This is a genomic window from Flavobacterium sp. TAB 87, assembly GCF_001529295.1.
GTDB lineage: Bacteria > Bacteroidota > Bacteroidia > Flavobacteriales > Flavobacteriaceae > Flavobacterium.
This window is the reverse complement of record NZ_LLWK01000031.1, coordinates 100,234-124,957: the sequence shown is the minus strand read 5'-3', so window position 1 is coordinate 124,957 and position 24,724 is coordinate 100,234. Positions and strand designations below refer to the sequence as shown.

The following is a 24,724-nucleotide window of genomic DNA, read 5'->3' as shown; positions in this document are numbered from 1 at the left end:
ATTATTAGTAAAATATTATTTTTTATTTTCCTGTGGTATTACCACTATTTTTCTCATGTTGACATCTCTTTTTAAAATTTATTTTAAGACAGAGTAGGAATGCTATTGCTTGTTTTTAAATACCGTAAATTAATATTAGAACTAAAAACTTATGCTACAGTAGTTAAATAAATACCCTGAAAACTCAGAAATACAACTAACATTATTTTTAAAAAATGAAAAATTTATTCACTCTAGTTTCTCTTTTCCTCACATTTAGTGCAGTCAGTGCACAAGAAGTGAAATTGAATGAACCGCTTACGGTAAATTCTAAAATTAAGAAAGGAGTCCTTAAAAATGGAATGACGTATTATATCTACAAAACAGATGTGGTAAAAAATGTGGCCAGCTATTATATCATTCAAAATGTAGGTTCGGTTTTAGAGAACGATGATCAACAAGGATTGGCGCACTTTTTAGAACACATGGCGTTTAACGGAACTAAAAACTTTCCTGGAAAAGGCGTTTTAAATACATTACAAAAGCATGGAGCTGTTTTTGCCAAAGACATTAATGCGTACACAGCTTTTGATGAAACGGTTTACAACATGGATAATATTCCGACCAATGTTCCTGGTTTGGTAGACACTTCGTTATTGATATTGCACGATTGGGCAGACGGTTTATTGTTAAATGATGCAGAAATTGATGCAGAGCGTGGCGTTATTAAAGAGGAGTGGAGAACCAGACAAAATGGGTACATGCGTCTTTTTAAAAAATCACTTCCGACCATGTACAATAACACCAAATATGCCGACCGTATGCCAATAGGGTTAATGGACATTGTGGATAATTTTAAATATAAAACTTTACGCGATTTTTACCACGATTGGTACAGAACCGACTTGCAAGCAATTGCTGTAGTGGGTGATATTGATGTGGCTGAAATTGAGAAAAAAATCGAGAAAATATTTTCTCCAATTCAAGCAGTAAAAAATCCGTTAGAAAGAGTTGTGACTCAAATTCCTGATAATGAAGAGATGCTATACAACTTAGGAACGGATAAAGAAATTTCTACTTCGTATATCTCTTTTACCATCAATCAGCCCAAATCATTGAAAGACGAAACTGTGGCTGATTTTCAAAAATCGTTGTATAGCGGGATGGTAAACAGAATGATCAATGCAAGATTGAGAGAAATTGCGCAAAAACCAGATTCGCCATTTATTTCTGCAACGTTAATGTACCAAAGTTTAGCAAGAGCCAAAAACACTTTCGGATTAGTAATTTCACCGAAGCCTAATTTACAGCAAAAAGCATTTAAAGTAGCTGTAGAAGAGTTAAATAGAGCGATTAAATTTGGATTTACTCCAGGAGAAATTGACCGAACAATCGCCGTCTATACTAATTTTTATCAAACTAAAATTAGTAAAATAGACCAAATTCCGCATGCTGAAATAGTAAATTCTATCCAGAAAAATTATTTAGATAATAAAGCCATGACCGATGCGCCTAAAGAATTTGAATTGGCAAAAAGTATTTTTAATGAAATGAAGCCTGCTGACTTGCAAGCGTTCCTTAAAAAATTATACACTCCTACCAATAGAGTTTTAGATGTTACTGGAGTCGAAGGAGAACAAAATCTTTCTAAAGAAGAGGCGTTGCAAATACTTGCTGCAGTAGAAAATGGTGGTAGTTTAACGGCTTATAAAGACGAATTTATTGGTAAATCATTAACCGATGGACTTGCTATTCAAGCAGGTAAAATTGTTTCAGAAAAGGTAGATAAAAAAATAGGAGCGACCACTTTTGTTTTAAGTAACGGAGCGGTAGTACACTATAAATTTACTAATATCGAAAAAAACAATGTGTTACTTGAGGCTTCTAGTTTTGGAGGAAATTCGCTGGTAAAAGATGCTGATCTTCCTTCTGCAGCAATGGTGAGTACTTTAGCAGGTATGTCTGGTGTAGGTACTTACAGTGCGAGTGATTTATCCAAAATATTAGCTGGTAAAAACGTAAACACTAGAGTTGGTATCGCAGATTTAGAGGAAAATATTTCGGCAATGACGACCGCAAAAGATATCGAAACTATGTTGCAATTGGTGCACTTGCAATTTGTACAACCTCGATTTGATGAGGATAGTTTTAAAGTGCTTCAAGACAACTTAAACAATACATTAATTCAAAGGAGTAATGATATTGCTTACAAAATGGAAGATACTATTACAACCACTTTGTACGGTTTTAATAATGCTAAAAAGCGATTGTTTAATGAACAGTATTTGAAAGATATTACTTTCGATAAAATTCAATCGGTCTACAAAGAGCGTTTTACTAATTCGGGTGATTTTGTGTTTTTTATCACAGGTGATATTTCGAAAGACACATTGAAACCGTTATTAGAAAAGTATATTGCGAGTTTGCCAACATCAAAAAACAGAGAAAAATGGCAGGATAATTCGGTTGCTTGGTTAAAGAAAACGAATACGAAAGACGTTTTCTTAGCTATGGAAGATCCAAAAGCAACGGTTCGTATGGCCTTTAAAAATGAATTTAAGTACAGTTTGAAAAACAACTATATATTGAAAGCTTTTCAAGATGTTCTAGAATTAAGATTGCTAGAAACATTGAGAGAACAAGAAGGTGGAACTTATGGCGCGAGTGTCTACAGTTCGCTATCTAAAAGACCGAAACAACTAGCAAGTTTCTATGTTTATTTTGATTGTGATCCTGATAAAGTAGACAAATTAGTAGCTATTGTGCACGAAGAAATTGCAAGAATAAAAGCAGGAACTATTGATCAAGAAGATTTAGACAAAGTACGCAGCAGTTATTTAAAAGAACTGAAAGAGCAAAAAGAGTACACGGATTACGAGTTAAATTTAATGTACGATTTCTTTATTGAAGGATTTAATAGAAACGACCCTAAAAATAATGTCGCTCTTATCAATGCCATTACAGCACAAGACATTCAGAAATTTGTTAGTGAAATGACAAAGAATTCTGAAAGCTTCGAAATTATATTTAAACCCAAAAAATAAAAATACTTCTTTCGTTACTACTTAGTTTTATAAGTCTTTTGAATTAGTATCAAAGAACGAAAGAATTTGGAGGGTCGTTCATGCAGCGGCCCTTTTTTGCACCAAATATTCTCTAAAATTACCGCCTAATGAAAAAACTAATTGTACTGTTAACGCTTCTTTTAAGTGTTACAGCATTTTCACAAATACACAAACCAGTAAAATGGTCTACTTCTGTAGTTCTGGTTTCAGACACTAAATATGATTTAGTAATGCAAGCCACGATCGGTGACGGTTGGCATTTGTATTCTCAAAATGTTCCTGAAAACGGACCCATTCCTACTGCGTTTACGTTTAAAAATAATGCTGATTTTGAATTAATCGGAAAAGTATCAGAAGAAACTGGACATACGGTTAATGATCCTATTTTTAATATGAAAATTAAGTTTTTTGAAAATAAAGCAGTTTTCAAACAACGCATCAATGTAATTTCTAAAAAAGTAGTCAAAGTTTCGGGAGAAGTAGAGTTTATGGTGTGTAATGATGCGAATTGTTTGCCACCATCTTACGTAGACTTAAATTTTGAAATTCCAGCAACGGTAGTGACCGTTAAAGCAAATGAAAGTTCGGCCATTGCTGAAACGGCAGTTGTTGAAAAGGAAACTTTAGATGAAGTTACTCTAGCAAAGGATAGTGTAACAGATTCTGAAGTACAAGCAGAAGTTAAACAAGATATAGTGGTTAAAAGTAGTACTGCTCAAGATAAAAAATCGGATGACAGAAGTTTGTTGGCTATTTTTATAATAGCCTTCTTTTCTGGATTCGCTGCTTTATTGACACCTTGCGTTTTCCCTATGATTCCAATGACGGTCAGTTTTTTTACCAAACAAAGTAAAAACAGAGCTAAAGGAATTAAAAATGCCATTATTTATGGCTTGTCGATTGTGGTTATTTATGTGCTTTTAGGCTCAATAGTAAGTGCTGTTTTTGGAGCCGATGCTTTAAATGCGCTTTCTACTAATGTTTGGTTCAATGTGATTTTCTTTCTTCTTTTAGTGGTCTTCGCAGTTTCTTTCTTGGGTGCTTTTGAAATTATGCTTCCCAATTCATGGGCAAATAAGGTCGATTCAAAAGCAGATAAAGGTGGACTAATCGGAATTTTCTTTATGGCTTTAGCTTTGGCTATTGTTTCTTTTTCTTGTACAGGACCCATTGTAGGAACTTTATTAGTACAAGCAGCAGCAGGTGGAAATCAAGTGGGACCAATTATCGGAATGTTAGGATTTTCATTGGCATTGGCCATTCCATTTGCCTTATTTGCCGCTTTTCCGGGTTGGTTAAATTCATTGCCAAAATCGGGTGGCTGGTTGAATACCGTAAAAGTAGTTTTAGGATTTTTAGAATTGGCTTTGGCGTTTAAATTTTTATCGAACGCAGATTTAGTTTTACAATTGCATTTATTAGAACGTGAAGTTTTCTTAGCGATTTGGATTGCCATTTTTGGAACGTTAGCTTTTTATCTTTTTGGAAAAATACAATTGCCACACGATTCGCCTTTAACGCACATATCTGTTGGAAGATTAAGCTTGGGATTATTGTCTTTGACTTTTACCATTTATATGATTCCAGGATTATGGGGAGCACCTTTAAATATAATTAGTGCTTTTCCTCCAGCACAACATTACAGTGAGTCACCTTATGGAGTTGGTGGTGCATCAAATGGCGGTGCAGTAGCAGTTGCGCAAGAAATTCCTGAAGGTGCACATTTAATGGCACCGCACAATATTTTAGCGTTTACCGATTATGATTTAGGAATGGCGTACGCTAAAAAAGTAAACAAACCAGTGATGCTCGATTTTACAGGATATGCTTGCGTAAACTGTAGAAAAATGGAACAACAAGTTTGGCCAAAGGATCAAATTTTGTCTATTCTTAATAATGATGTAGTACTTATTTCGCTCTACGTAGATGATAAAAGACCGCTTCCAGAAGGAGAAGTGATAGAATCAAAATTGCGACCTGGAAAACAGCTGAAATATGTAGGTCAAAAATGGAGCGAATTTCAAACTATTAAATACAAAGCAAACGCACAGCCTTTTTATGCGTTGACAGATCACAATGGCGAAAATTTAACTGAGCCCGTGGGTTATACACCCGATGCTGAGGAATACCAAAACTGGCTAAAAGCTGGAATTGCAAATTTTAAAAAATAAATGATTTTTGTAGAAAAACACTCTAGTTCTTGTAACGGAGTGTTTTTTTATTCTAAACAGTAAATTAATACCACAGATTATGAGTTTTTTAGCAAATCTATTTAAAAAAGAACTTGCTCCACTTTCTGACAAAAAGAGTAGCGAAATTTCTGAATTAGAATTATACTTCCAACAATTCAGAGAAAATATAATTGGAACCAGTCAAAAATTTAATTCGCCCTACGGTCCAAAAGAAATTATTTACGCCGATTGGACTGCAAGTGGAAGATTGTATCGCCAGTTAGAAGAAAAATTACTGAATGAATTTGGTCCTTATGTCGCGAACACGCATACCGAAACCGCCATTACGGGTTCGGTAATGACAATGGCCTATCATGATGCGAGAGCCATTATAAAAACGCACGTAAACGCTAGTGAAGATGATGTTTTAATAACAGAAGGTTCTGGTATGACAGGCGTTATCAATAAACTACAACGTATTTTAGGTCTTAAAGTTTCTGAAAATTTAAAATCCTTTACGGAGGTTCCAGATGCACTGCGCCCAATTGTTTTTATTACGCACATGGAGCATCATTCTAACCAAACTTCTTGGCTCGAAACAATTGCTGAAGTGGTTGTGATTCCGTGTAATGAGTTGGGATTAATTTGTTTTGATAGTTTCGAAAAATTAATACTACAGTACAAAAATAGACCAATTAAAATTGCTTCGGTAACTGCTTGCTCCAACGTAACGGGCATTGAAACCGATTACCATAAAATCGCACGTATTATTCACCAACATGACGGCTTGTGTTTTGTAGATTTTGCGTGTTCTGCACCTTATGTGGCTATAGATATGCATCCGCTAGAAAAAGACTCCTATTTAGATGCTATTTTCTTCTCTCCTCATAAATTTTTAGGAGGGCCAGGAACTTCAGGAGTTTTGGTATTTAATAAAAAATTATATAAAAACAGTATTCCAGATAATCCTGGCGGAGGAACAGTTAGTTACACCAATCCTTGGGGCGAACACGATTATGTATCGGATATTGAAGCTAGAGAAGATGGCGGGACACCCGGTTTTCTGCAAGCGATCAAAATTGCACTTTCCATTCGATTGAAAGAGAAAATGGGAATTAAAAACATTATAAATCGCGAGCATGAGTTAAACAAGATTATATTTAGTAGATTATCGATCATTCCGAACCTAACTATTTTGGCAGCAGAACATACCAATAGACTGGGAATTTTTTCTTTTTACATTACCGATGCGCATTTTAATTTAATTGTAAAATTACTAAACGATCGGTTTGGAATTCAAACCCGAGGAGGTTGTTCTTGCGCGGGTACTTACGGGCATTTTTTATTGAATGTAGATCAACAAACCTCGCACAGTATTAAAGCTAAAATCGAGGAAGGGTGTATGATTGAGCGCCCAGGTTGGATCCGCATGTCTATTCACCCAACAATGACCAATGCCGAAATTATTTTCTGCTGTGACGCAATTGCGAAAGTTGCTGCACATTTTAAACAATGGCAAGTAGATTATAAGTACGACGCCATAAAAAATGAGTATGTACACCACGCAAATTTCAATACCGAAAAAGAAATAACCAAAAATTGGTTTATTCTGTAAGCAATACTATTTTTATCAAATATTTAAAAAAATGTTATTTTTTAGTATAAATTAAAAAACTGGTAGGCACTAGTGTGTTTAATCTGAAATTCCGTATATATTTGGAAATCGGTATTCTTTTAAATAATTTTGAGAGTAAGAAAACAAATTTATACGGAATTTTCCTTTTTTTAATAGTTCATTTAAGAAAAAGTGTTATCGTACACATAAAATAAGATGTGTTTGAATTGGTGAAGAAAGAAGAAAATTGAAGATGCGTTGAACCGAAAAACGAATAATTGTTATTGCTTAATTTATACCCTTTGAATATGAAAATCTATAGCCTTTTAGTAAGTAGCTCTTTATTTTTGTTCAGCTTAAATGCCCAAAGTCAGAACAAAGACGTGTGGCATTATGTTGCAAACGAAAACGTAATTAGCGAAAACAAAGAACCTGGTCACGCCACATTTACCTCTTTTACCTCGAGTGCAGAAGCAGCAAATGGAAAAGCTAAATACAAGCAAGTTCTTGACGGACAATGGAAATTTAAATGGGTAGCTTCTCCTAAAGAACGTTCGTTGACCTTTATGAATCCTTCTGAGAACATCGACGGTTGGGACAACATCAAAGTACCTTCGAATTGGGAAGTGGAAGGATACGGAATTCCGATTTACGTAAACCATCAATACGAGTTTGCCGATTATAAAGCACCTATTGCCAGCGATATGGAGTTAGACGGCGTGTATCCAAAATATCCAGGAAAAGTTCCGAAAGAAAACAATCCGGTAGGTTCATATCGAAGAGATTTTGACTTGGCCCAAGATTGGGACGGAAAAGAAATTTTTCTACATCTTGGTGCAATGAAATCGGGAGGTTTTGTTTGGTTGAATGGAGAATATATTGGCTATTCTCAAGGAAGTAAATTGCCAGCTGAATTTAATATTACTAAACAGGCCAAACCAGGAAAAAATACAATTGCGCTGCAGATTTTTAGATGGACAGACGGTAGTTATTTAGAATGTCAAGATTTTTGGAGAATTAGCGGAATTGAACGTAGCGTTTATGTATATGCGCAACCAAAGGTGAGAATCAAAGATTTTGAAGTCGTTTCGACTTTAGACAAGGCTTACGAAAACGGACTTTTTAGCTTAGATATTGAACTTAAAAATCATTTGCAAAAAAAGCAAAAACTAAAAGTTGCTTACAGTATTCTTGACGGAAATAAAGTACTGCAAAAAGGAGTGCAGGAAATGGCAATTGAAAATGATGCCAATGCAAAATTATCTTTTAGTTCTGCTATCGAAAACGTAAAAGCCTGGAGCGCTGAGCATCCTAATTTATACACTTTAAATATCGATGTTTTAGATTCAAAAGGAAAAGCAATTGAATCGACTACTCGTCAAATCGGATTTAGAAGTGTCGAAATTAAAAAAGGATTGTTGCTTGTAAACGGACAGCGTATAACGCTGAAAGGAGTAAATGCACAAGAAGCAGATCCAGAAACGGGTCACGTAATGTCTGAAGAATTAATCCTGAAAGACATACGCATGTGGAAAGAAAATAATATTAATGCAGTTCGGTTGAGTCATTATCCGCGCGGAAGTAGATTTTACGAATTGTGTGATGAAAACGGAATCTATGTAGTTGACGAAGCGAATATCGAGTCGCATGGTATGTACTACGGAGATCATTCGCTAGCGAAAAAGCCAAGTTGGGAAAAAGCGCACGTAGATCGTATGGAGCGCATGGTCGCTCGTGATAAAAATCATCCTTCGGTAATTATTTGGTCTATGGGCAACGAGGCAGGGAACGGCGTAAATTTTTACGCAGGTTATAATGCAATTAAAGCAATGGATAAGTCTAAAAGACCGGTTCAATATGAGCGTCCGTACAAAGACAATGACGGAACTAATTATGATATGGACTGGAATACCGACATTATTGTACCACAATATCCATCGCCGGCTGCTTTTGAGGAAATAGGTAAATCTAAAACCGATCGCCCATTTATTCCGAGTGAATATGCACACGCTATGGGAAATAGTACAGGTAACTTTCAAGACTATTGGGATATTATTGAGCAGTATGATAATTTACAAGGCGGTTTTATTTGGGATTGGGTAGATCAATCGATCTGGAAAACAAATGAAAAAGGAGAGCGCTATTATGCTTATGGTGGTGATTACGGCGAAAATATGCCTTCGGATAATTCGTTTTTGAACAACGGAATTGTGTTTCCAGACCGTACACCACAACCGGGACTTTATGAGGTTAAAAAAGCGCATGAGTTTATCAATTTCAAATCAAAAGGAATTAATCAACAAAATGAATTGCGCATTTTATTAGAAAATTTATACGATTTTACCAATCTAAATGCCTTTGATATTGTAGCAAAAATTAAAGCCGACGGTAAAGTTTTAAAAACGATTGCTGTTGAAACAATTGATGTAGAAGAGCACACTGGTAAATTGATACGTCTTGATCTAAAAGGAATTGACTATAAAAAAAATACGGAGTATTTTGTTGAGATAGCTGCGCTTACTAAAAAGGACTGGGGAATTTTATCAAAAGGATTTGAAGTTGCACACGAGCAAATAAAAATCGACAAGTCATATATTAAAGAGCAAACAGTGGTAAATAATGGTGCTTCTTTAAAAGTAAAAAAATCAGACAAAGATGTGGTGGTTTACAATGATGCAGTGAGTGTGACTTTTGATAAAAAAGCAGGACGAATTACGTCGTATACGTTTAAAGGGAATGAACTTTTAAAAGATGGAAAAGGGCCAAAACCAAATTTCTGGAGAGCCGTAACAGATAATGATTCGGGAAGCAGAATGTATGCGAATAATATCGAATGGAAAAAAGCATCCTTGTTTTCTGAAGTGGTAAACATGACTACTAAAAAGATTGCCGAAAATGTAATCGAATTAAACATTACTTACGAATTACCTGGTGTAAACACAAAATTCTACAGCACCTATGAAATTAGCGGAAATGGAATTATAAAAGTAGACAACAAATTAGACGCAACTACTTACAAAGCGGATATGCCACGATTAGGAATGCGCATGCAGTTGCCAAAACAATACAATAATATGAGTTATTTTGGTCGCGGTCCTTGGGAAAATTATTCAGACAGATACCATTCGGCATTTGTAGATTTATACGAATCTAGCGTAAGTGATCAATATGTGCCTTATGTACGACCGCAAGAAAACGGATACAAGACAAACGTTAGATGGGTTGCATTGGCTGATGAAAAAAACAGCGGACTTTTGGTTGTTGCAGCTAATGTAAATCAAGGATTAGGAATAAGCGCTTTACACATGACTATGGAAGATTTTGACAGTACCGACGGTTTAGATTACGGTATTGCGGCCAAAGTAGAAGAAAAATACAGAATAGACGGGGTCCCTAAAATCAATATGAGTAAACATACTATCGATATTAAAGAGCGCGATTTGGTCGAGTTGTCTATTGATTTTGGACAAAGAGGAGTTGGCGGTGATGACAGTTGGGGAGCGCAACCTCAAGATAAATACAAAATCAAGGGAGATAGAGAACACAATTACGCGTATTATTTAATTCCGTTTGAAAAGGGAACTAAAGAATCAATGCTAGAATTGTCTAAAGAATATGCAAACTCAAACTTAAAGGTAGAAACGAAGTAAGCATATAATGTACAGCAGTATAGTTTAAAAAAGTTTCTTTTTTAAATAATAAAAAGAGCAATACGTTTGTAAAAACGCTATTGCTCTTTTGTTTTTGCTTAGAGAAAAAGTGGAAATAAAATCACTTTAATAAGCATGCAATACGTTCAGTTACGTCTGGTTTTTTGCGTATGCTTTAAGTTTTTTTTGCAAGGTTAAATGCGATTATAAAACAAATCTGACTTTGTTGCATAATTTACGCAGAAGCTTCTCTTTACTTGTAGTATTCGTTTTTTAAGATAATTTTTTATAATAATTAAGAAATTTTAACCAACTCCCGTTATAATATGTCATTAGTCGAAAATATTAATATAAGGCATAATGTTTTTGTTTATTTATCTTACTAATCAAACAAATAACAAATTATGACAAAAAAAGTAATCAGATTACTATTTGTACTAGCCATTCTATGTACTTATGGTATGAATGCCCAAACGACTGTAAAAGGTTTAGTGGTAGATTCAACTACGAAGGGTGCGCTGCCAGGCGTAAGTATTGTTGTTAAAGGAACGTCAAACGGAACTACAACTGATTTTGACGGACAGTATAGTATCACTGTTCCAAATAATGATGCTGTTTTAGAATTCTCTTACTTGGGATTCACATCTCAAGCCGCTCCAATCAACGGAAGAGCTACAATTAACATTACACTTGTAGAAGATGTTAATGAGTTAACTGAAGTTGTTGTAACGGCACTTGGTATTAAGAGAGAAAGAAAATCATTGGGTTACGCAGTACAAGAGCTTAAAGGTGAAAGCCTTACAGAAGCAAGAGAAACTAACGTAGCAAATGCTTTATCTGGAAAAATTTCTGGATTACAAGTTATTAAAGGAAGTAATGGTCCTGCGAGTTCTTCGAAAATTGTTTTAAGAGGTAACAGTTCACTTACGGGTGATAACCAGCCACTTATTGTTGTTGACGGAATTCCGATGGATAACTTTACAGGAGCAGATAATAATGATTTCTTTAATCCATCACAGGATTTAGGGAACGGATTGGGAGATTTAAACCCAGACGATATTGAAACAATGACCGTTTTAAAAGGAGCTTCTGCTGCAGCATTGTACGGTTCACGTGCAGGAAACGGGGTTATTTTGATCACTACAAAAACAGGTAAATCAAAAAAAGGTTTAGGAATTACTTTTTCTGCAACTACAGGATTTGAAAGATTGTTTATCGAGCCTGAAACTCAAAGATCATTTGGTCAAGGTACTGAAGGTGTTTTTAAAAATGATTCTCGCGCAAGCTGGGGTCCAAAAATTGCAGGACAAACAGTTACAGACTATAGTGGAAAGGAATCGCAATTAAATTCTTATGATAACATAGGTAATTTTTACACTGGTGGTTTCAATCAAACGTATAGTTTGTCATTCCAACAACAAGTTTCTGATGGGACATCAATTTATTCGTCAGTTAACTATTTAAAAGATGACAGTAATATTCCGGGAGCAACTTTAGAGAGATTGAATTTAATGACCAGAGCGGTTTCTAGATTTGGTGCAGATAAAAGATGGACTACAGATGTAAAAGTACAATACGTTAATATGGAGGCTGGTAATAGACCTTTAAACGGAAGTAACGTAAATAATGCTTTTGGTACAATCGCTCAATTGCCAGCATCGATAGATGTGAATCAATTTAGAGATGCTAGTGATGAATTCGGAAAAATGAGATGGTTTGTTGCCGAAAATTCTGAAAACCCATACTGGTCTGCAAAAAACAGATTAAGCACAGACACAAGAGATCGTTTCTTATTAAATGGTTCATTGAAATATGAAATCACAAATTGGTTGAGTTCTGAAGTTAAAGCAGGTGCTGATATCTATGACACTACTAACGAAGGAAAATTGTATTCTGGTAGCCCAGGAAATAATACAGGTCGTTACAATTTTGGTAAAGACTCTTTCATAGAAACTAATTACAGCTTTTTATTACTTGCTAATAAAGATGATGTTGTTGGTAAATTTGGTACTGCAGCCACTCTTGGTGGAAACTTAATGTCAAGAAGCTCAAATTACCTTAATGGTAGTTCTGGAGATCTTGTTGTGCCAAACTTGTTTTCATTAAATAACGGAATAAATAGCCCATCTATTGGTCAAGGTTCAAGCGAAAGAAAAACAAATTCTATCTACGGAACCTTCCAGATTAATTACGATGGATTTGTATTCCTTGATTTTACAGGACGTAACGACTGGTCTTCTACTTTAAGTAAAGAAAACAGATCTTTCTTTTATCCATCAGTTAGTGCATCGTTTGTAGTTACAGATATGTTAACTAAACAAGGTGCAGAATTGCCTAATTGGTTGAGTTTTGGTAAAGTGAGAGCTTCATACGCTACAGTGGGTAACGATTTAAATCCGTACCAATTGTATAACTATTATTATATCGGTAACGATGCTAATAACAATACTACTGCAGGAGCAAACAAAACATTGTTTAATCCTGACGTAAAAAGTGAGTTGATTAAATCTAAAGAACTTGGTTTAGAAGTTCGTTTCTTCCAAAACCGTTTAGGATTAGATTTTGCTTGGTACCAGTCTAATGCTACTAACCAATTGATCGATTTGCCTTTAGATCCATTAAGTGGATACAACTTTAAGAAAGTAAATGCTGGAGATGTTCAAAATCAAGGTGTTGAGTTGTCGATCGTTGGGAAAGTAATTCACAATCCAGAAGGATTCAATTGGGAAGCAAGTTTAAACTATTCGCATAACAAAAACACTATTAAAAGCTTAGCTGACGATGTAACACAATTCCGTTTAGGTGGTTTTGACAACTTAGCAGTATTAGCAGTAGAAAGAGGTGGTTATGGTGAAATTTGGGGTACTAGATACTCACGAGTTGAAGACAAAGCGAGCGCTGATTTCGGAAAAATTATTGTAGACGGTAATGGTTTACCTACTGCTTCAAGTGAGAAATTTAAATTAGGAAGTCAACAACCTGACGCAATGGTTGGATTCGCTAACACATTTGCTTACAAAAACTTTTCTTTTGGTTTCTTAATTGATGCACGTTTTGGTGGTGAAATATTTTCAGGATCAAATCATGCTTTGCAAGAATCTGGAAATGCAGCGGTTACTGTTATTAACGGAGAAAGAAATGATATTATAGTTGATGGTGTGGTTAGTAATGGATCTGGTGGCTTTACTGCAAACACATTCCCTACAACTCCACAAAAATACTGGGAAGCTATTACAAATAGAACGGGTAACTTAGGAATTAATGAGGCTAACATATACGATGCTACTAATATTCGATTGAGAAATATTAATGTAAACTATACAATGCCAAAAGAGTGGTTAGGTACTACTGGTATTCAAAATGCCAAAATAGGTTTATCTGCTAACAATGTTTGGATGATAAAAAGTAGCTTGAACGGTATCGATCCAGAATCAGTTTTTGCTACTGCTACAAATGCAACAGGTTTTGAGTATTTATCATCACCAACAACAAGTAGTGTATTCTTGAACGTATCATTAAGTTTCTAAAATTTAAAGCAAATTAGTTATGAAAAAAATATTAAGAAATATAGGCTTGATGGGTGGTGTCTTAGTGACTTTCCTATCATGTTCCAATTTTGAAGAGGTTAACGTTGACCCAACTGCTGCAAATGCAGATCAGGTACAAATAGAATATTTTATCAATAGTTCTATTGGTGGAGCACAGCAAGACCCGAACATAGCAGAACGTGTTTTTGTATTGTACTGGGATGATGCAGGAAGAATGACTAGAGTAGGAACATTATCTGAGGGTTCTTCAAATGATGACTGGACTAGCCAGTACTATAACAATTATGTTTCTTCTTGGTTAAGAAACATTAATGCAGGTATTAAAATTGCAGACGAGCAGTTGGAAGCTGGTAAAGCTAGACCGTACACTGCTAATCTTAAGCAAGTAGCTAGAATATGGCGTGCTTACATGATGAGTGAAATGACGGATAACTTTGGTCCTATTCCAGTTAATGGCTTTCAAGGTTCTAATCCAGAATACAGTGATGTTAAAGAAGTGTATTACTACATGTTGCAAGAATTGACAGAGGCAACTGCAGCATTGGATCTTACGATTGCAAGTCCAGAAAATTCATTAAAAAAATTGGATCCAGCTTATGGGTACGATTATGCAAAATGGCAAAAATACGGTAACTCGCTAAGAATGCGTTTGGCTATGCGTTTGTCTGAAGTAGATGCTGCTAAAGCAAAACAAGAATTTGAAGCTGCAGTTGCTGCTGGTTACATCAAAGATGCAACAGACAATTTTGCTATTCAAGAAGTTGGTGGATACAATGACTACACGGGTGTAATGACCAGAGAATGGTGGGATCACGAAGTGTCTGCAACGCTTAATAACTTAATGATTGGTTTAGGAGGAGTTCCTTCTGCAAGTATGTTATCTGCAGAAAAACTTGCACACATTAAGCCAGCAAATTATATGGGTCTTAAGTTTGACAAGCATTTTACATCAATGACAAATGATCCTTCAGCTGGATTTTTCTTTGACGGATTGCACAATAGTATAGATCCTCGTGCCTACGATTTGTATGCAATTCCTGGTGACTATACTAATCCAGAATTTAATGGATATCCTTCATGGACCAATAATGCTAAAATTACCAAAAGAACTTTAGTAGATGGTAGTAGTAATGTGGTAAAAGAAATTGATGCTGCTTATACTTGGAACGCTTATGTTGGTGGAAATTGGGGCGAAAAAGGAGCTAAGAACAATATTTATGGTTTTACAGGTACTTTACCTCGTTTAGCTGATAAGTATAGAAATAGTTCTAATAAAAGAATATTCTTTGCATCATGGGAGTCTTATTTCTTAATTGCTGAAGCAGCAGTTAGAGGTTGGAATGTACCGATGAGTGGACAATCTGCTTACGAGCAAGGAATTGCTGCCAGTTTTGCATACAACAATGTGTCAGGACAATTGGGTAGTTATTTAACTTCACAAGATTATAGTAGAGTAGGAACTTCTGTAAGCTGGGCGCATACTGCAGAACCAGCTGCGACAGTAGCGATGACTTACGTAGATGGATATACTAATACTCCTGGTACCTACAATATGAAGTATCCTGTGAATACTATTTACAAAAATGGTACTGTAAAAAATGACCTTTTGACTAAAATTATTACTCAGAAGTTTATTGCACAAACGCCATGGTTACCATTAGAAACTTGGAGTGATCATAGAAGACTTGGTTTACCATTTTTTGAAAATCCAGCTATTGAAACACCATTAACTGATATGCCAGCATTAACATCGGGTAATTATATGACTAGTAATGTTAAGTTTTACGGACAACGTCAAAAGTATCCTTCAGACTTCTCTAGTAATATTCCAGGTGGATATGCACAAGCTCTAAGTAAATTAGGAGGTGCTGATAGTGTTTTTACCCCTTTATGGTGGGCGAAACAACAATAAATAAGTTTTAGTTTTTATTTATATTTTGCGCATAGTGCTAGATGATGGTAAATAAATGCCATTAAAAGTTTTTATGTATTTGGTTGTAGAAGAAGTTTTATGAAATTCGTTTCATAAGACTTCTTCTCGTTTTAGGGAAATTCTAACCGCACTTTTTAAAACACTTGTATTATTACCTTGCAAGTGTTTTTTTATGGTACAACCTGCTGTTTTCAAAGAGTAAAATGATCAAAAAGCACTTTTAGTTGGTTGAAATAAAAGTAAACTATTGTAAACTTTATGCTTTTTTTAGTGATCCGACTTTTACAATTTTTTATCACTTAGGAAGGCAATCTATATTAATTTGTAGACCCATAATTATAATTTGGGTAATTAGAGAGTCAAAAAATACGTTCATAACCAAAAAAAAACAGCAATAATTTGCTGTTTTTTTTTTATTCTATACCGACTTATTTAATTCGACTACTTAGTTCTGCTTGTAAAATATAGATGCAAATAAAGCTGCGTTATAAAGTTTAGATCGATTTGTTTAAAATTGTTTCCTTTACTTCTTCAAGGTACGATCTTCCAATAGTGTAGCGCATTCCGTCTATCTCCAGACTATTTCCTTCTACTGTATCTATTTTATCAATCGCTATGGTGTACGAGCGATGTATTCTAATAAATTCTCCTTGAGGTAATAAGTCCGTAAAATCAGACAACGTACTGTGAATGATAAATTTGCCGTTGGTTGTATTTATTTTTAAATAATCCTTTAAACATTCAATAACCAATAGCTCATCTAAAAACACTTTTTTCATTTTTTTCTTATCTATTTTAATAAATAAGTACGGTCGTATTTTATTAATATCTACGGTCGTTTTGTTTGAATCTGTAGGTACTTTATTAATTTCTAATCGGCTGTAAACCTTGTTTAAAGCTTTCATAAACCTTGGAAACTCGATTGGCTTTACTAAATAATCAAGCACATCAAGATCAAAACTTTCCGAAGCATATTCGGTGTAGGCACTTGTAATGATAATTAACGGTGGTTCTTTTAAACTTTTTACAAAGTTAAGGCCGTCCAAAACAGGCATATTAATATCCAAAAAAATCACATCGACCGTATTGTCTTTTAAAAAATTGAGTGCATCAATGGCATTGTTAAAAGTGGCTGTTATCTCAGAGTTTTCAATTTGCTGTAAATAATTTTTTATTACATTAACAGCTAATGGTTCGTCATCAATAATTAAAAATTTAATTTTCATACGTGTTAATTTAAAAAGGAATGCTTAATTCGATTAAGATAATCGCGTGTTCTAACATACTTTTATTTTTAGAACAACTGTAAATTTATTATTCTCAGTATTTATTTTAAGATCATAGTCCTCTTTATTGTAGCCTAACATTAATCTTTTTTTCACATTCTCTAAACCAATGCCGCTCGATTCACCTAAGCAGCTCTTGATTTCTGTCACAGCAGGTAACGGATTTGTAATCGTAAAGTAAAGAAAATTTTCAAGTATAGTAAAGTCAATATCAATATTAACAATTCCTATATTTTTGTTGGCACCATGCTTAAAGGCATTTTCAACAAAAGTCAGTAACAGTATTGGAGCAATTTCCTTGTCCAAGATATCTCCGGAAATACTCATGTTAATTTGCAGTAAATCATCGTGACGAATTCTTTCTAAATCCAAATAATTTTGAATGCAAAGTATTTCGTTTTCCAGCGATTGTCGCTCCAGTTTTGTTTCGTACAACAAGTAACGCATTAATTCGGAAAGTCTCAAAATTATTTTTGGAGTTTTGCTCGATTTTTCTAAAGCCAACGAGTGGATGTTATTGAGTGTATTGAAAAAAAAGTGTGGCGATATTTGCGACTTTAAAAATAATAGCTCGGTTTCCAACTGCGCTTTTTCGAGATCGGCAACTCTTTTTTGTTCCTTCAAAAAGTCTAACGTAACCTTGATGGCGGTGATAAAAGTAATTACATACAACTCACCAATCATCATGTCAACTGTATAATTTAATGATAAGGTAGTGATCGTTTGTGGACCTTCGGGCCAGACATTTTTGCTGATTAAAAAGTAGGTAAGATTAAACTTGGCGAGCACCATTAAAAAGATCGCCGATAACATTAAAATCACATAAGAAATGTATCTCTTTTTGAATAGAAATTGCGGCATCAAAAAATAGATATTGAAATAACACAACAGTACGTGAATGGGAAATCCCAAGAGGTTTGTTTTGAGCGAATACACGTAATCATCGAAGTAACTACCCCATCTAAAAGTATTGAAAAGAAAATAGACAGACCAAAATATAATGTGATGCCAAAACGATATTTTGTGCAATCGATTAGAAGTATAGTTCATTAAAAAATATTTTTTTTGATGTTCAGGAGAGTTAACGTGTCGTACGTCTAAATTTCTTTGAATTTTGGTTAAAATTATGAAAATTTAACGATTGAAGTGGTCTTGATTTTGTTTTTAGTCGAAAACGGATCATTTTATAAAAGTAGAGAAAAAGTAGTAATCTCATTATTTTTTCAGATTTTTTTTAAACAACAAGCATTTAATAATTCAGATTAAAATATAATCATGAAAAATAAATTCCTAATTATTCTAGCTTCCATTTTAGTAATCAGCTGTGCTAAGAAAACAGAAGATCAAGTAGATAGCAATACAAATATAAGTAGTTTCGTTGATCCTTTTATTGGTACAGGCGGACATGGACATACCTATCCTGGCGCGACTGTTCCTTTTGGAATGTTACAAGTGAGTCCTGTAAATGGGGTGAGCGAATGGGACTGGTGTTCGGGATACCATTACTCGGATACTATGGCGATTGGTTTCAGCCATTTAAGTTTAAGTGGCACTGGAATTGGTGATTTAGCTGATATTATTTTTATGCCAACCAATAAAGCGTTTGATTTATCTGCAAATCCAATGTCGAGAGACAGTATTGCTTATAAATCATCTTACAATCATAAAAATGAAAAAGCAACGCCTGGTTATTACCAAGTTTTTTTAGAAGACAGTAGTGTTAATGTAGAATTGACTACTTCAAAAAGAACGGCTTACCATAAATATACCTTTAAAAAAGGTGATTCTCAGTCTGTAATTGTCAATCTAGGTGCAGCGATCAACTGGGATAAAGCAGTTGAAACTTCGATAAAAGTAGAAGATGAATATACCATTAGCGGTTTTAGATTTAGCACGGGATGGGCTAAAAATCAAAAAGTGTTCTTTGTAGCTACATTTTCAAAACCTATTCTTAATTATAAATTATACGCAGACGGAAAATTAGCTAATAAAAACATTGTAAAAGGAGCAAAAACAGCATCCCAATTATTTTTTGATGCTGCCAAAGGCGATGAGGTACTTGCAAAAGTGGCTCTTTCTTCGGTAAGTGTAGCCAATGCCAAAGACAATTTTGATGCAACAGAAGAGACCTTTGAAACTACAAAAAAAGCAGCTGAAGGTTTATGGAATGCGGCCTTGTCTCACATTGTAGTAGAGACACCAGTAGATTCTCTAAAAACAATTTTTTATACGGCGATGTACCATGCGCAATTAGCGCCTGTGACTTTTAGTGATAAAAATGGTCAATTTCGTTTAGAGAACGACAGTATTGTAACTGCCACAAATTATACAGCATATTCTACATTATCACTTTGGGATACTTTTCGCGCAGAGCACCCTTTATTGACTATAATTGCTCCGGATCGAGTTTCTGATATGGTAAACTCTATGTTGGCCTATTATGATACCAAAAAAATATTACCCGTTTGGACTTTATACGCCAATGAAACCAACACCATGACAGGATACCATTCTATACCGGTTATTTTGGACGCGTACAGAAAAGGAATTCGTGGTTTTGATGCAGAGAAAGCTTTTGAAGCAATGAAAAATACCATGATGCAAGACGATCGCGGACTAATACACTACAAATTATATGGTTTTATACCGTACAGTTTATTAGATGAGTCGGTGACTATTACGTTAGAATATGCGTATGATGATTGGTGTGTAGCGCAAATGGCGAAGGAATTGGGTAAAGAAGCAGATTATCAGTATTTCTTAAACCGCTCCAAAGCATACCAACAGATTTTTGACAAAGACAGTGGTTTCATGAGAGGCAAGTCAGTGGATGGAAAATCATGGAATGCTCCTTTTGATCCCAAACATTCGAACCACAGAGAACAAACTGATTATACGGAAGGTAATGCGTGGCAGCATAGCTGGTTTGTACCGCATGCAGTAGATGATTTAATTAGAATTCATGGTGGCAACGAAATCTTTGCAAGCCGTTTAGAAAAATTATTTACCGAAAGTTCTGAAATCACGGGCAATAATGTTTCTGCCGATATTACAGGTCTTATAGGTCAATATGCACACGGAAACGAACCGAGTCACCATATCGCGTACATGTTCAATCATGCCGACCAACCTTGGCGCACGCAATATTGGGCACGCCAAATTATGGATACGCAGTACAATACAACCCCAAACGGTCTGAGCGGAAATGAAGACTGCGGACAAATGAGTGCTTGGTATGTGTTGAGTTCAATAGGTTTGTATCCTATGAATCCTGCTTCGGGAGAATACGAAATAGGAAGTCCAATTTTTGAAAAAGCAACTATTAATCTGCCTGAAAATAAAACGTTTGTTATTGAAGCTAAACATGTTTCGAATAATAATTTTTACATACAATCGGCTACGCTAAACGGAAAAACTTTTACCGCAACAAGCTTGTCGCATAAAGACATTTTAAAAGGTGGAACCTTGCATTTTGTAATGGGAAATAAGCCAAATAAAAATTGGGGAATTAAGAAAAACACGCAACAATAATTTAAAACTACACCTACATGGATATAATTGATGTTGTAATAATAGCGATATACATCGCCTTAACCCTAGGAGTTGGTATTTGGATTTCCAAAAGAGCCTCACAAGGATTAGATTCTTATTTCCTTGGCGGAAAAAGTATCAAATGGTACTATTTAGGATTAAGCAATGGTTCGGGAATGTTTGACGTTTCTGGGACAGCGTGGATGGTCGGAATTCTCTTTTTATATGGCGTAAAGAGTTTTATGTTCATGTGGATGTGGCCGATATGGAATCAGATTTTTATCATGATTTTCTTGGCTGCTTGGATTAGACGTTCTAATATAATGACGGGTTCAGAATGGATTTTAACTCGTTTTGGAGATGATAAATCGGGTAGAGCATCGCATTTAGTTGTGGCTATTTTTGCTATTGTAGCATCCATCGGATTTATTGCTTACTTTTTTGAAGGTGTCGGTAAATTCTTAACCATCATTTTGCCTTGGGATTTAACATTAATGCTCAATGATGCTGTGTTTCTAACTTCCGATCAAAATTATGCACTTATAATCATATTCTTAACGACTATTTACACCATCAAAGGTGGAATGTTTTCGGTGGTCGCGACTGAAGTTTTGCAATACGGAATCATGGTTATCGCAGGTGTTTTAATCGCAGGCTATGCATTCTTTACCGTAAGTGATGTTCAAATACACGAGGTGATTTCTACAGAATGGTCTAACGTTGCTTTTTCAAATCAATTAGAAGGTTCGTGGTCGGGCAAGTTCGAAGCTTTTAACAATCTTATCGACACACAAGGTTATAAAATGTTTGGTGCTTTCATCGGAATGTCCCTTTTCAAAGGGTTTTTCGCCAGTATCGCTGGACCAACACCAAGTTATGACATGCAACGAATTTTATCGACACGATCGGTAAAAGAAGCTGCTTATATGAGTGGTTTTACCAATTTGGTCCTTTTCATTCCGCGTTATTTATTAATTGGTGGTATAGTCGTTTTGGCATTAGTGCATCTGGCACCCGAAATGGCAGCATCAAGCACGTTGAGTTTGGCCGATTTAGAAATTATTTTGCCTAAAGTAATTAATGAATATGTGCCTGTTGGTCTTAAAGGATTATTATTAGCAGGACTTTTGGCGGCATTTATGTCAACGTTTTCTGCTTTTGTAAATTCAGGACCGGCGTATATTGTAAACGATATATATAAAAAATATTTTAAACCAGAAGCGACAGACACGCATTATATAAAAGCAAGTCATATTGCCTCATTTGCTATTGTTATTTTGGGTGTTATTATGGGCTTTTTTGCAGGTTCAATCAACTCCATAACGCTCTGGATTACCAGTGCGCTTTACGGTGGTTATGTGGCAGCAAATTTTTTAAAATGGATTTGGTGGCGCTTTAACGGCTGGGGTTATTTTTGGGGAATGACTTCGGGACTATTTGTCGCAACGCTTCAATTTTTATTAGACAATAATAAAGATAGTTTCGCAGTAGGCAGTTGGTTGTACGAAGTGTCACAAATTCCAGCAATTTATATGTTTCCATTTATATTTATAGTGTCGTTATTGGGTTCTTTTTTAGGAACATTATTAACTCCGCCCACTTCTATGGAAACGTTAAAAGCATTTTATGAAAATGTGCGTCCGTGGGGTTTTTGGGGACCAGTTTACAAAGCGTTGCACAAAGACGATCAAACTGTGGTTAAAAACAATGATTTTGTAAGTGATATGGCAAATTGTGTGATTGGAGTCATTTGGCAATCTAGCATGATTTTATTACCCATTTATTTCTTGATCAGAGATTATCCAAAAACTTGGATAGCATTGGCTGTTTTTTTGGTAACAACAGTAATTTTAAAATTCACTTGGTTAGATAAAGTAAAAAAATATAAAGATTAAAGACATGAATACAATTCCATGGCAAGACAAGCCCGATAATTGTCAAGATGTAATGTGGCGTTATACAGAAAACCCAATTATAAACCGTTACGATATTCCATCATCCAACAGTATTTTTAATAGTGCAGTGGTGCCTTTTGGCGATGGTTTTGCTGGTGTGTTTAGATGTGATAACAAAGCAGTTCAAATGAATATTTTTGCTGGTTTTAGTAAAAACGGAATCGATTGGGACATTAATCACGATCCGATTGTGATGCAAGCAGGAAATACCGAAATGATCGAATCGGATTATAAGTACGATCCTCGCGTAGTTTTTATCGAAGACCGTTACTGGATTACGTGGTGTAATGGGTATCATGGACCAACCATCGGAATTGGATATACATTTGATTTTAAAGAATTTTTTCAGTGTGAAAATGCCTTTCTTCCTTTCAATAGAAATGGAGTTTTATTTCCACAGAAAATAAACGGAAAGTTTGCGATGTTAAGTCGTCCTAGTGACAACGGGCATACGCCTTTCGGAGATATTTACATCAGTTACAGTCCAGATATGAAATATTGGGGTGAACACCGTTGCGTAATGAAAGCGACTCCTTTTGTGGATAGTGCTTGGCAGTGTACCAAAATTGGTGCAGGACCAATTCCTATTTTAACAAAAGAAGGTTGGCTAATGATTTATCATGGTGTAATCAATACGTGCAACGGTTTCCGTTACGCAATGGGAGCAGCACTTCTTGATGAAAATCAACCAGACAAAGTAAAATACCGAACACAACCGTATTTATTGGGCCCAGCGGTTTCTTATGAAACTACAGGCGATGTACCGAACGTAGTTTTTCCTTGTGCGGCATTGCATGATGAAAAAGAGGATAAATTAGTTGTATATTACGGTGCAGCAGATACTTCGGTGGCTATTGCATTCGGAAAATTAAGCGAGGTAATTCAGTTTACAAAGGATAATAGTCTATAAAAAGTAAGTATGGGTTTGAAGTTTAAATATGCAGTTGTCTTATTTTGGAGCATTTCCATCGGTGTTTTTGCGCAATCTAAAAGTAACGTAGTTCCCAAAAGTTACATCGCGTATCACACCACCGAAAATATAAAGATTGACGGTAGTGATGCAGATGCTTCTTGGAACAAAGTAGAGTGGACGGATCTTTTTATTGATATTGAAGGCGTTAAAAAACCAACCTACAACACACAAGTAAAGATGATGTGGGACGATACTTATTTTTACATTTTAGCCAAGATGGAAGAGCCACATGTTTGGGCAGATATTAAAGACCGTGATGCGATTGTTTTTTACAACAATGATTTCGAAGTTTTCGTAGATCCAACCGGTGATACTCATAATTATTACGAATTAGAAGTAAATGCGATTAATACGGTTTGGGATTTATTTATTACAAATCCGTACCGAGAAAAGAATGTAGCTTTAAACGATTGGACAATTACTGGATTAAAATCAGCTGTAAAAATTGATGGGACGTTAAACGACCCTACAGATACCGATAAAGGTTGGGTGTTAGAAATGGCTATACCTTGGAGCGTTTATAAAACGGCTTTCTTTCATAAAAATGTACCTAAAGATGCATTTTGGCGTGTTAATTTTTCTAGAGTAAATTGGGATCACCAAATTACAGAGGGGAAATACGATCGAAAAAAAGGTTCGAATGGAGAATATCTTCCAGAATACAACTGGGTTTGGTCTCCACAAGGAGTGATTAATATGCATGAACCCGAACATTGGGGCTACGTTTATTTTTCTTCGAAAGAAGTAGGTGCCAAAGACACTTTTAAAATTCCCAATGATGAAAAAATAAAATGGAAATTATTTGAATTGTACCGCGCTCAAAAAAAGTATTTCGATACTAAAAAAGCATGGGCAACTTCACTTAAAAATATCGCATCAAAACCGATACATATAGAAGGAAAAAGAATTAAACCAGTATTAGAGAACCACAGTTTTGGTTGGACTATTTCAGTTAAAAGTCCGTTCTCTACTAAAGTATTTATTATTAACGAAGTGGGAACATTCTCCACGAAATAAA

At 35.2% G+C, this 24,724-nt stretch carries 12 protein-coding genes; 10 read left to right on the top strand and 2 right to left on the bottom strand.

The features are described from left to right. Positions 1-215 precede the first annotated feature (215 nt). From AP058_RS03850 to AP058_RS03825, 6 genes are all read left to right on the top strand, one after another. On the top strand, positions 216-3,023 hold the full coding sequence (locus tag AP058_RS03850; RefSeq protein WP_066307074.1) for a pitrilysin family protein: 2,808 nt from the start codon (positions 216-218) through the stop codon (positions 3,021-3,023). 128 nt (positions 3,024-3,151) lie between these two features. Further along, entirely contained in the window at positions 3,152-5,215 is a 2,064-nt protein-coding gene (locus tag AP058_RS03845) for a thioredoxin family protein (RefSeq protein ID WP_066307072.1), read from the top strand. A gap of 79 nt (positions 5,216-5,294) precedes the next feature. Further along, positions 5,295-6,830 (top strand): aminotransferase class V-fold PLP-dependent enzyme, encoded by a 1,536-nt coding sequence (locus AP058_RS03840; RefSeq protein WP_082706567.1) that lies wholly within the window; start codon positions 5,295-5,297, stop codon positions 6,828-6,830. Between the two features lie 308 nt (positions 6,831-7,138). Further along, the gene (locus AP058_RS03835) at positions 7,139-10,480 is read left to right on the top strand and encodes a glycoside hydrolase family 2 TIM barrel-domain containing protein (RefSeq protein ID WP_066307070.1); all 3,342 of its coding nucleotides are present in this window, start codon (positions 7,139-7,141) and stop codon (positions 10,478-10,480) included. Positions 10,481-10,884: 404 nt separating this feature from the next. Then, positions 10,885-14,007 (top strand): SusC/RagA family TonB-linked outer membrane protein, encoded by a 3,123-nt coding sequence (locus AP058_RS03830; RefSeq protein ID WP_066307068.1) that lies wholly within the window; start codon positions 10,885-10,887, stop codon positions 14,005-14,007. A gap of 19 nt (positions 14,008-14,026) precedes the next feature. After that, a complete protein-coding gene (locus AP058_RS03825; RefSeq protein ID WP_066307066.1) occupies positions 14,027-15,940 on the top strand; it encodes a SusD/RagB family nutrient-binding outer membrane lipoprotein in 1,914 nt (637 codons plus the stop codon). A gap of 515 nt (positions 15,941-16,455) precedes the next feature. Here AP058_RS03825 and AP058_RS03820 read toward each other — a convergent pair. Both AP058_RS03820 and AP058_RS03815 read right to left on the bottom strand, forming a co-directional pair. Further along, positions 16,456-17,187: a LytTR family DNA-binding domain-containing protein gene (locus tag AP058_RS03820; protein ID WP_066307064.1), complete on the bottom strand. Its 732-nt coding sequence runs from the start codon at positions 17,185-17,187 to the stop codon at positions 16,456-16,458. 51 nt (positions 17,188-17,238) lie between these two features. Then, the gene (locus tag AP058_RS03815) at positions 17,239-18,297 is read right to left on the bottom strand and encodes a sensor histidine kinase (RefSeq protein ID WP_066307063.1); all 1,059 of its coding nucleotides are present in this window, start codon (positions 18,295-18,297) and stop codon (positions 17,239-17,241) included. A gap of 225 nt (positions 18,298-18,522) precedes the next feature. Here AP058_RS03815 and AP058_RS03810 point away from each other — a divergent pair, with 225 nt between their 5' ends. Genes AP058_RS03810 through AP058_RS03795 form a run of 4 tightly spaced genes read left to right on the top strand, consistent with a single transcriptional unit; the run spans position 18,523 to position 24,723 of the window. Beyond that, the gene (locus AP058_RS03810; protein WP_066307061.1) at positions 18,523-20,778 is read left to right on the top strand and encodes a GH92 family glycosyl hydrolase; all 2,256 of its coding nucleotides are present in this window, start codon (positions 18,523-18,525) and stop codon (positions 20,776-20,778) included. Positions 20,779-20,795: 17 nt separating this feature from the next. Beyond that, positions 20,796-22,673: a sodium:solute symporter family protein gene (locus AP058_RS03805; protein ID WP_066307060.1), complete on the top strand. Its 1,878-nt coding sequence runs from the start codon at positions 20,796-20,798 to the stop codon at positions 22,671-22,673. 4 nt (positions 22,674-22,677) lie between these two features. Then, a complete protein-coding gene (locus AP058_RS03800; RefSeq protein ID WP_066307058.1) occupies positions 22,678-23,643 on the top strand; it encodes a glycoside hydrolase family 130 protein in 966 nt (321 codons plus the stop codon). A gap of 9 nt (positions 23,644-23,652) precedes the next feature. Continuing rightward, positions 23,653-24,723, top strand: coding sequence for a carbohydrate-binding family 9-like protein (locus tag AP058_RS03795; protein WP_066307056.1), 1,071 nt, complete (start codon positions 23,653-23,655; stop codon positions 24,721-24,723). Position 24,724 lies beyond the last annotated feature (1 nt).

Coding starts and splice junctions, on each gene's coding strand:
- AP058_RS03850 (WP_066307074.1), top strand. CDS start 216: ATGAAAAATTTATTCACTCTAGTTTCTCTTTTCCTCACATTTAGTGCA.
- AP058_RS03845 (WP_066307072.1), top strand. CDS start 3,152: ATGAAAAAACTAATTGTACTGTTAACGCTTCTTTTAAGTGTTACAGCA.
- AP058_RS03840 (WP_082706567.1), top strand. CDS start 5,295: ATGAGTTTTTTAGCAAATCTATTTAAAAAAGAACTTGCTCCACTTTCT.
- AP058_RS03835 (WP_066307070.1), top strand. CDS start 7,139: ATGAAAATCTATAGCCTTTTAGTAAGTAGCTCTTTATTTTTGTTCAGC.
- AP058_RS03830 (WP_066307068.1), top strand. CDS start 10,885: ATGACAAAAAAAGTAATCAGATTACTATTTGTACTAGCCATTCTATGT.
- AP058_RS03825 (WP_066307066.1), top strand. CDS start 14,027: ATGAAAAAAATATTAAGAAATATAGGCTTGATGGGTGGTGTCTTAGTG.
- AP058_RS03820 (WP_066307064.1), bottom strand. CDS start 17,187: ATGAAAATTAAATTTTTAATTATTGATGACGAACCATTAGCTGTTAAT.
- AP058_RS03815 (WP_066307063.1), bottom strand. CDS start 18,297: ATGAACTATACTTCTAATCGATTGCACAAAATATCGTTTTGGCATCAC.
- AP058_RS03810 (WP_066307061.1), top strand. CDS start 18,523: ATGAAAAATAAATTCCTAATTATTCTAGCTTCCATTTTAGTAATCAGC.
- AP058_RS03805 (WP_066307060.1), top strand. CDS start 20,796: ATGGATATAATTGATGTTGTAATAATAGCGATATACATCGCCTTAACC.
- AP058_RS03800 (WP_066307058.1), top strand. CDS start 22,678: ATGAATACAATTCCATGGCAAGACAAGCCCGATAATTGTCAAGATGTA.
- AP058_RS03795 (WP_066307056.1), top strand. CDS start 23,653: ATGGGTTTGAAGTTTAAATATGCAGTTGTCTTATTTTGGAGCATTTCC.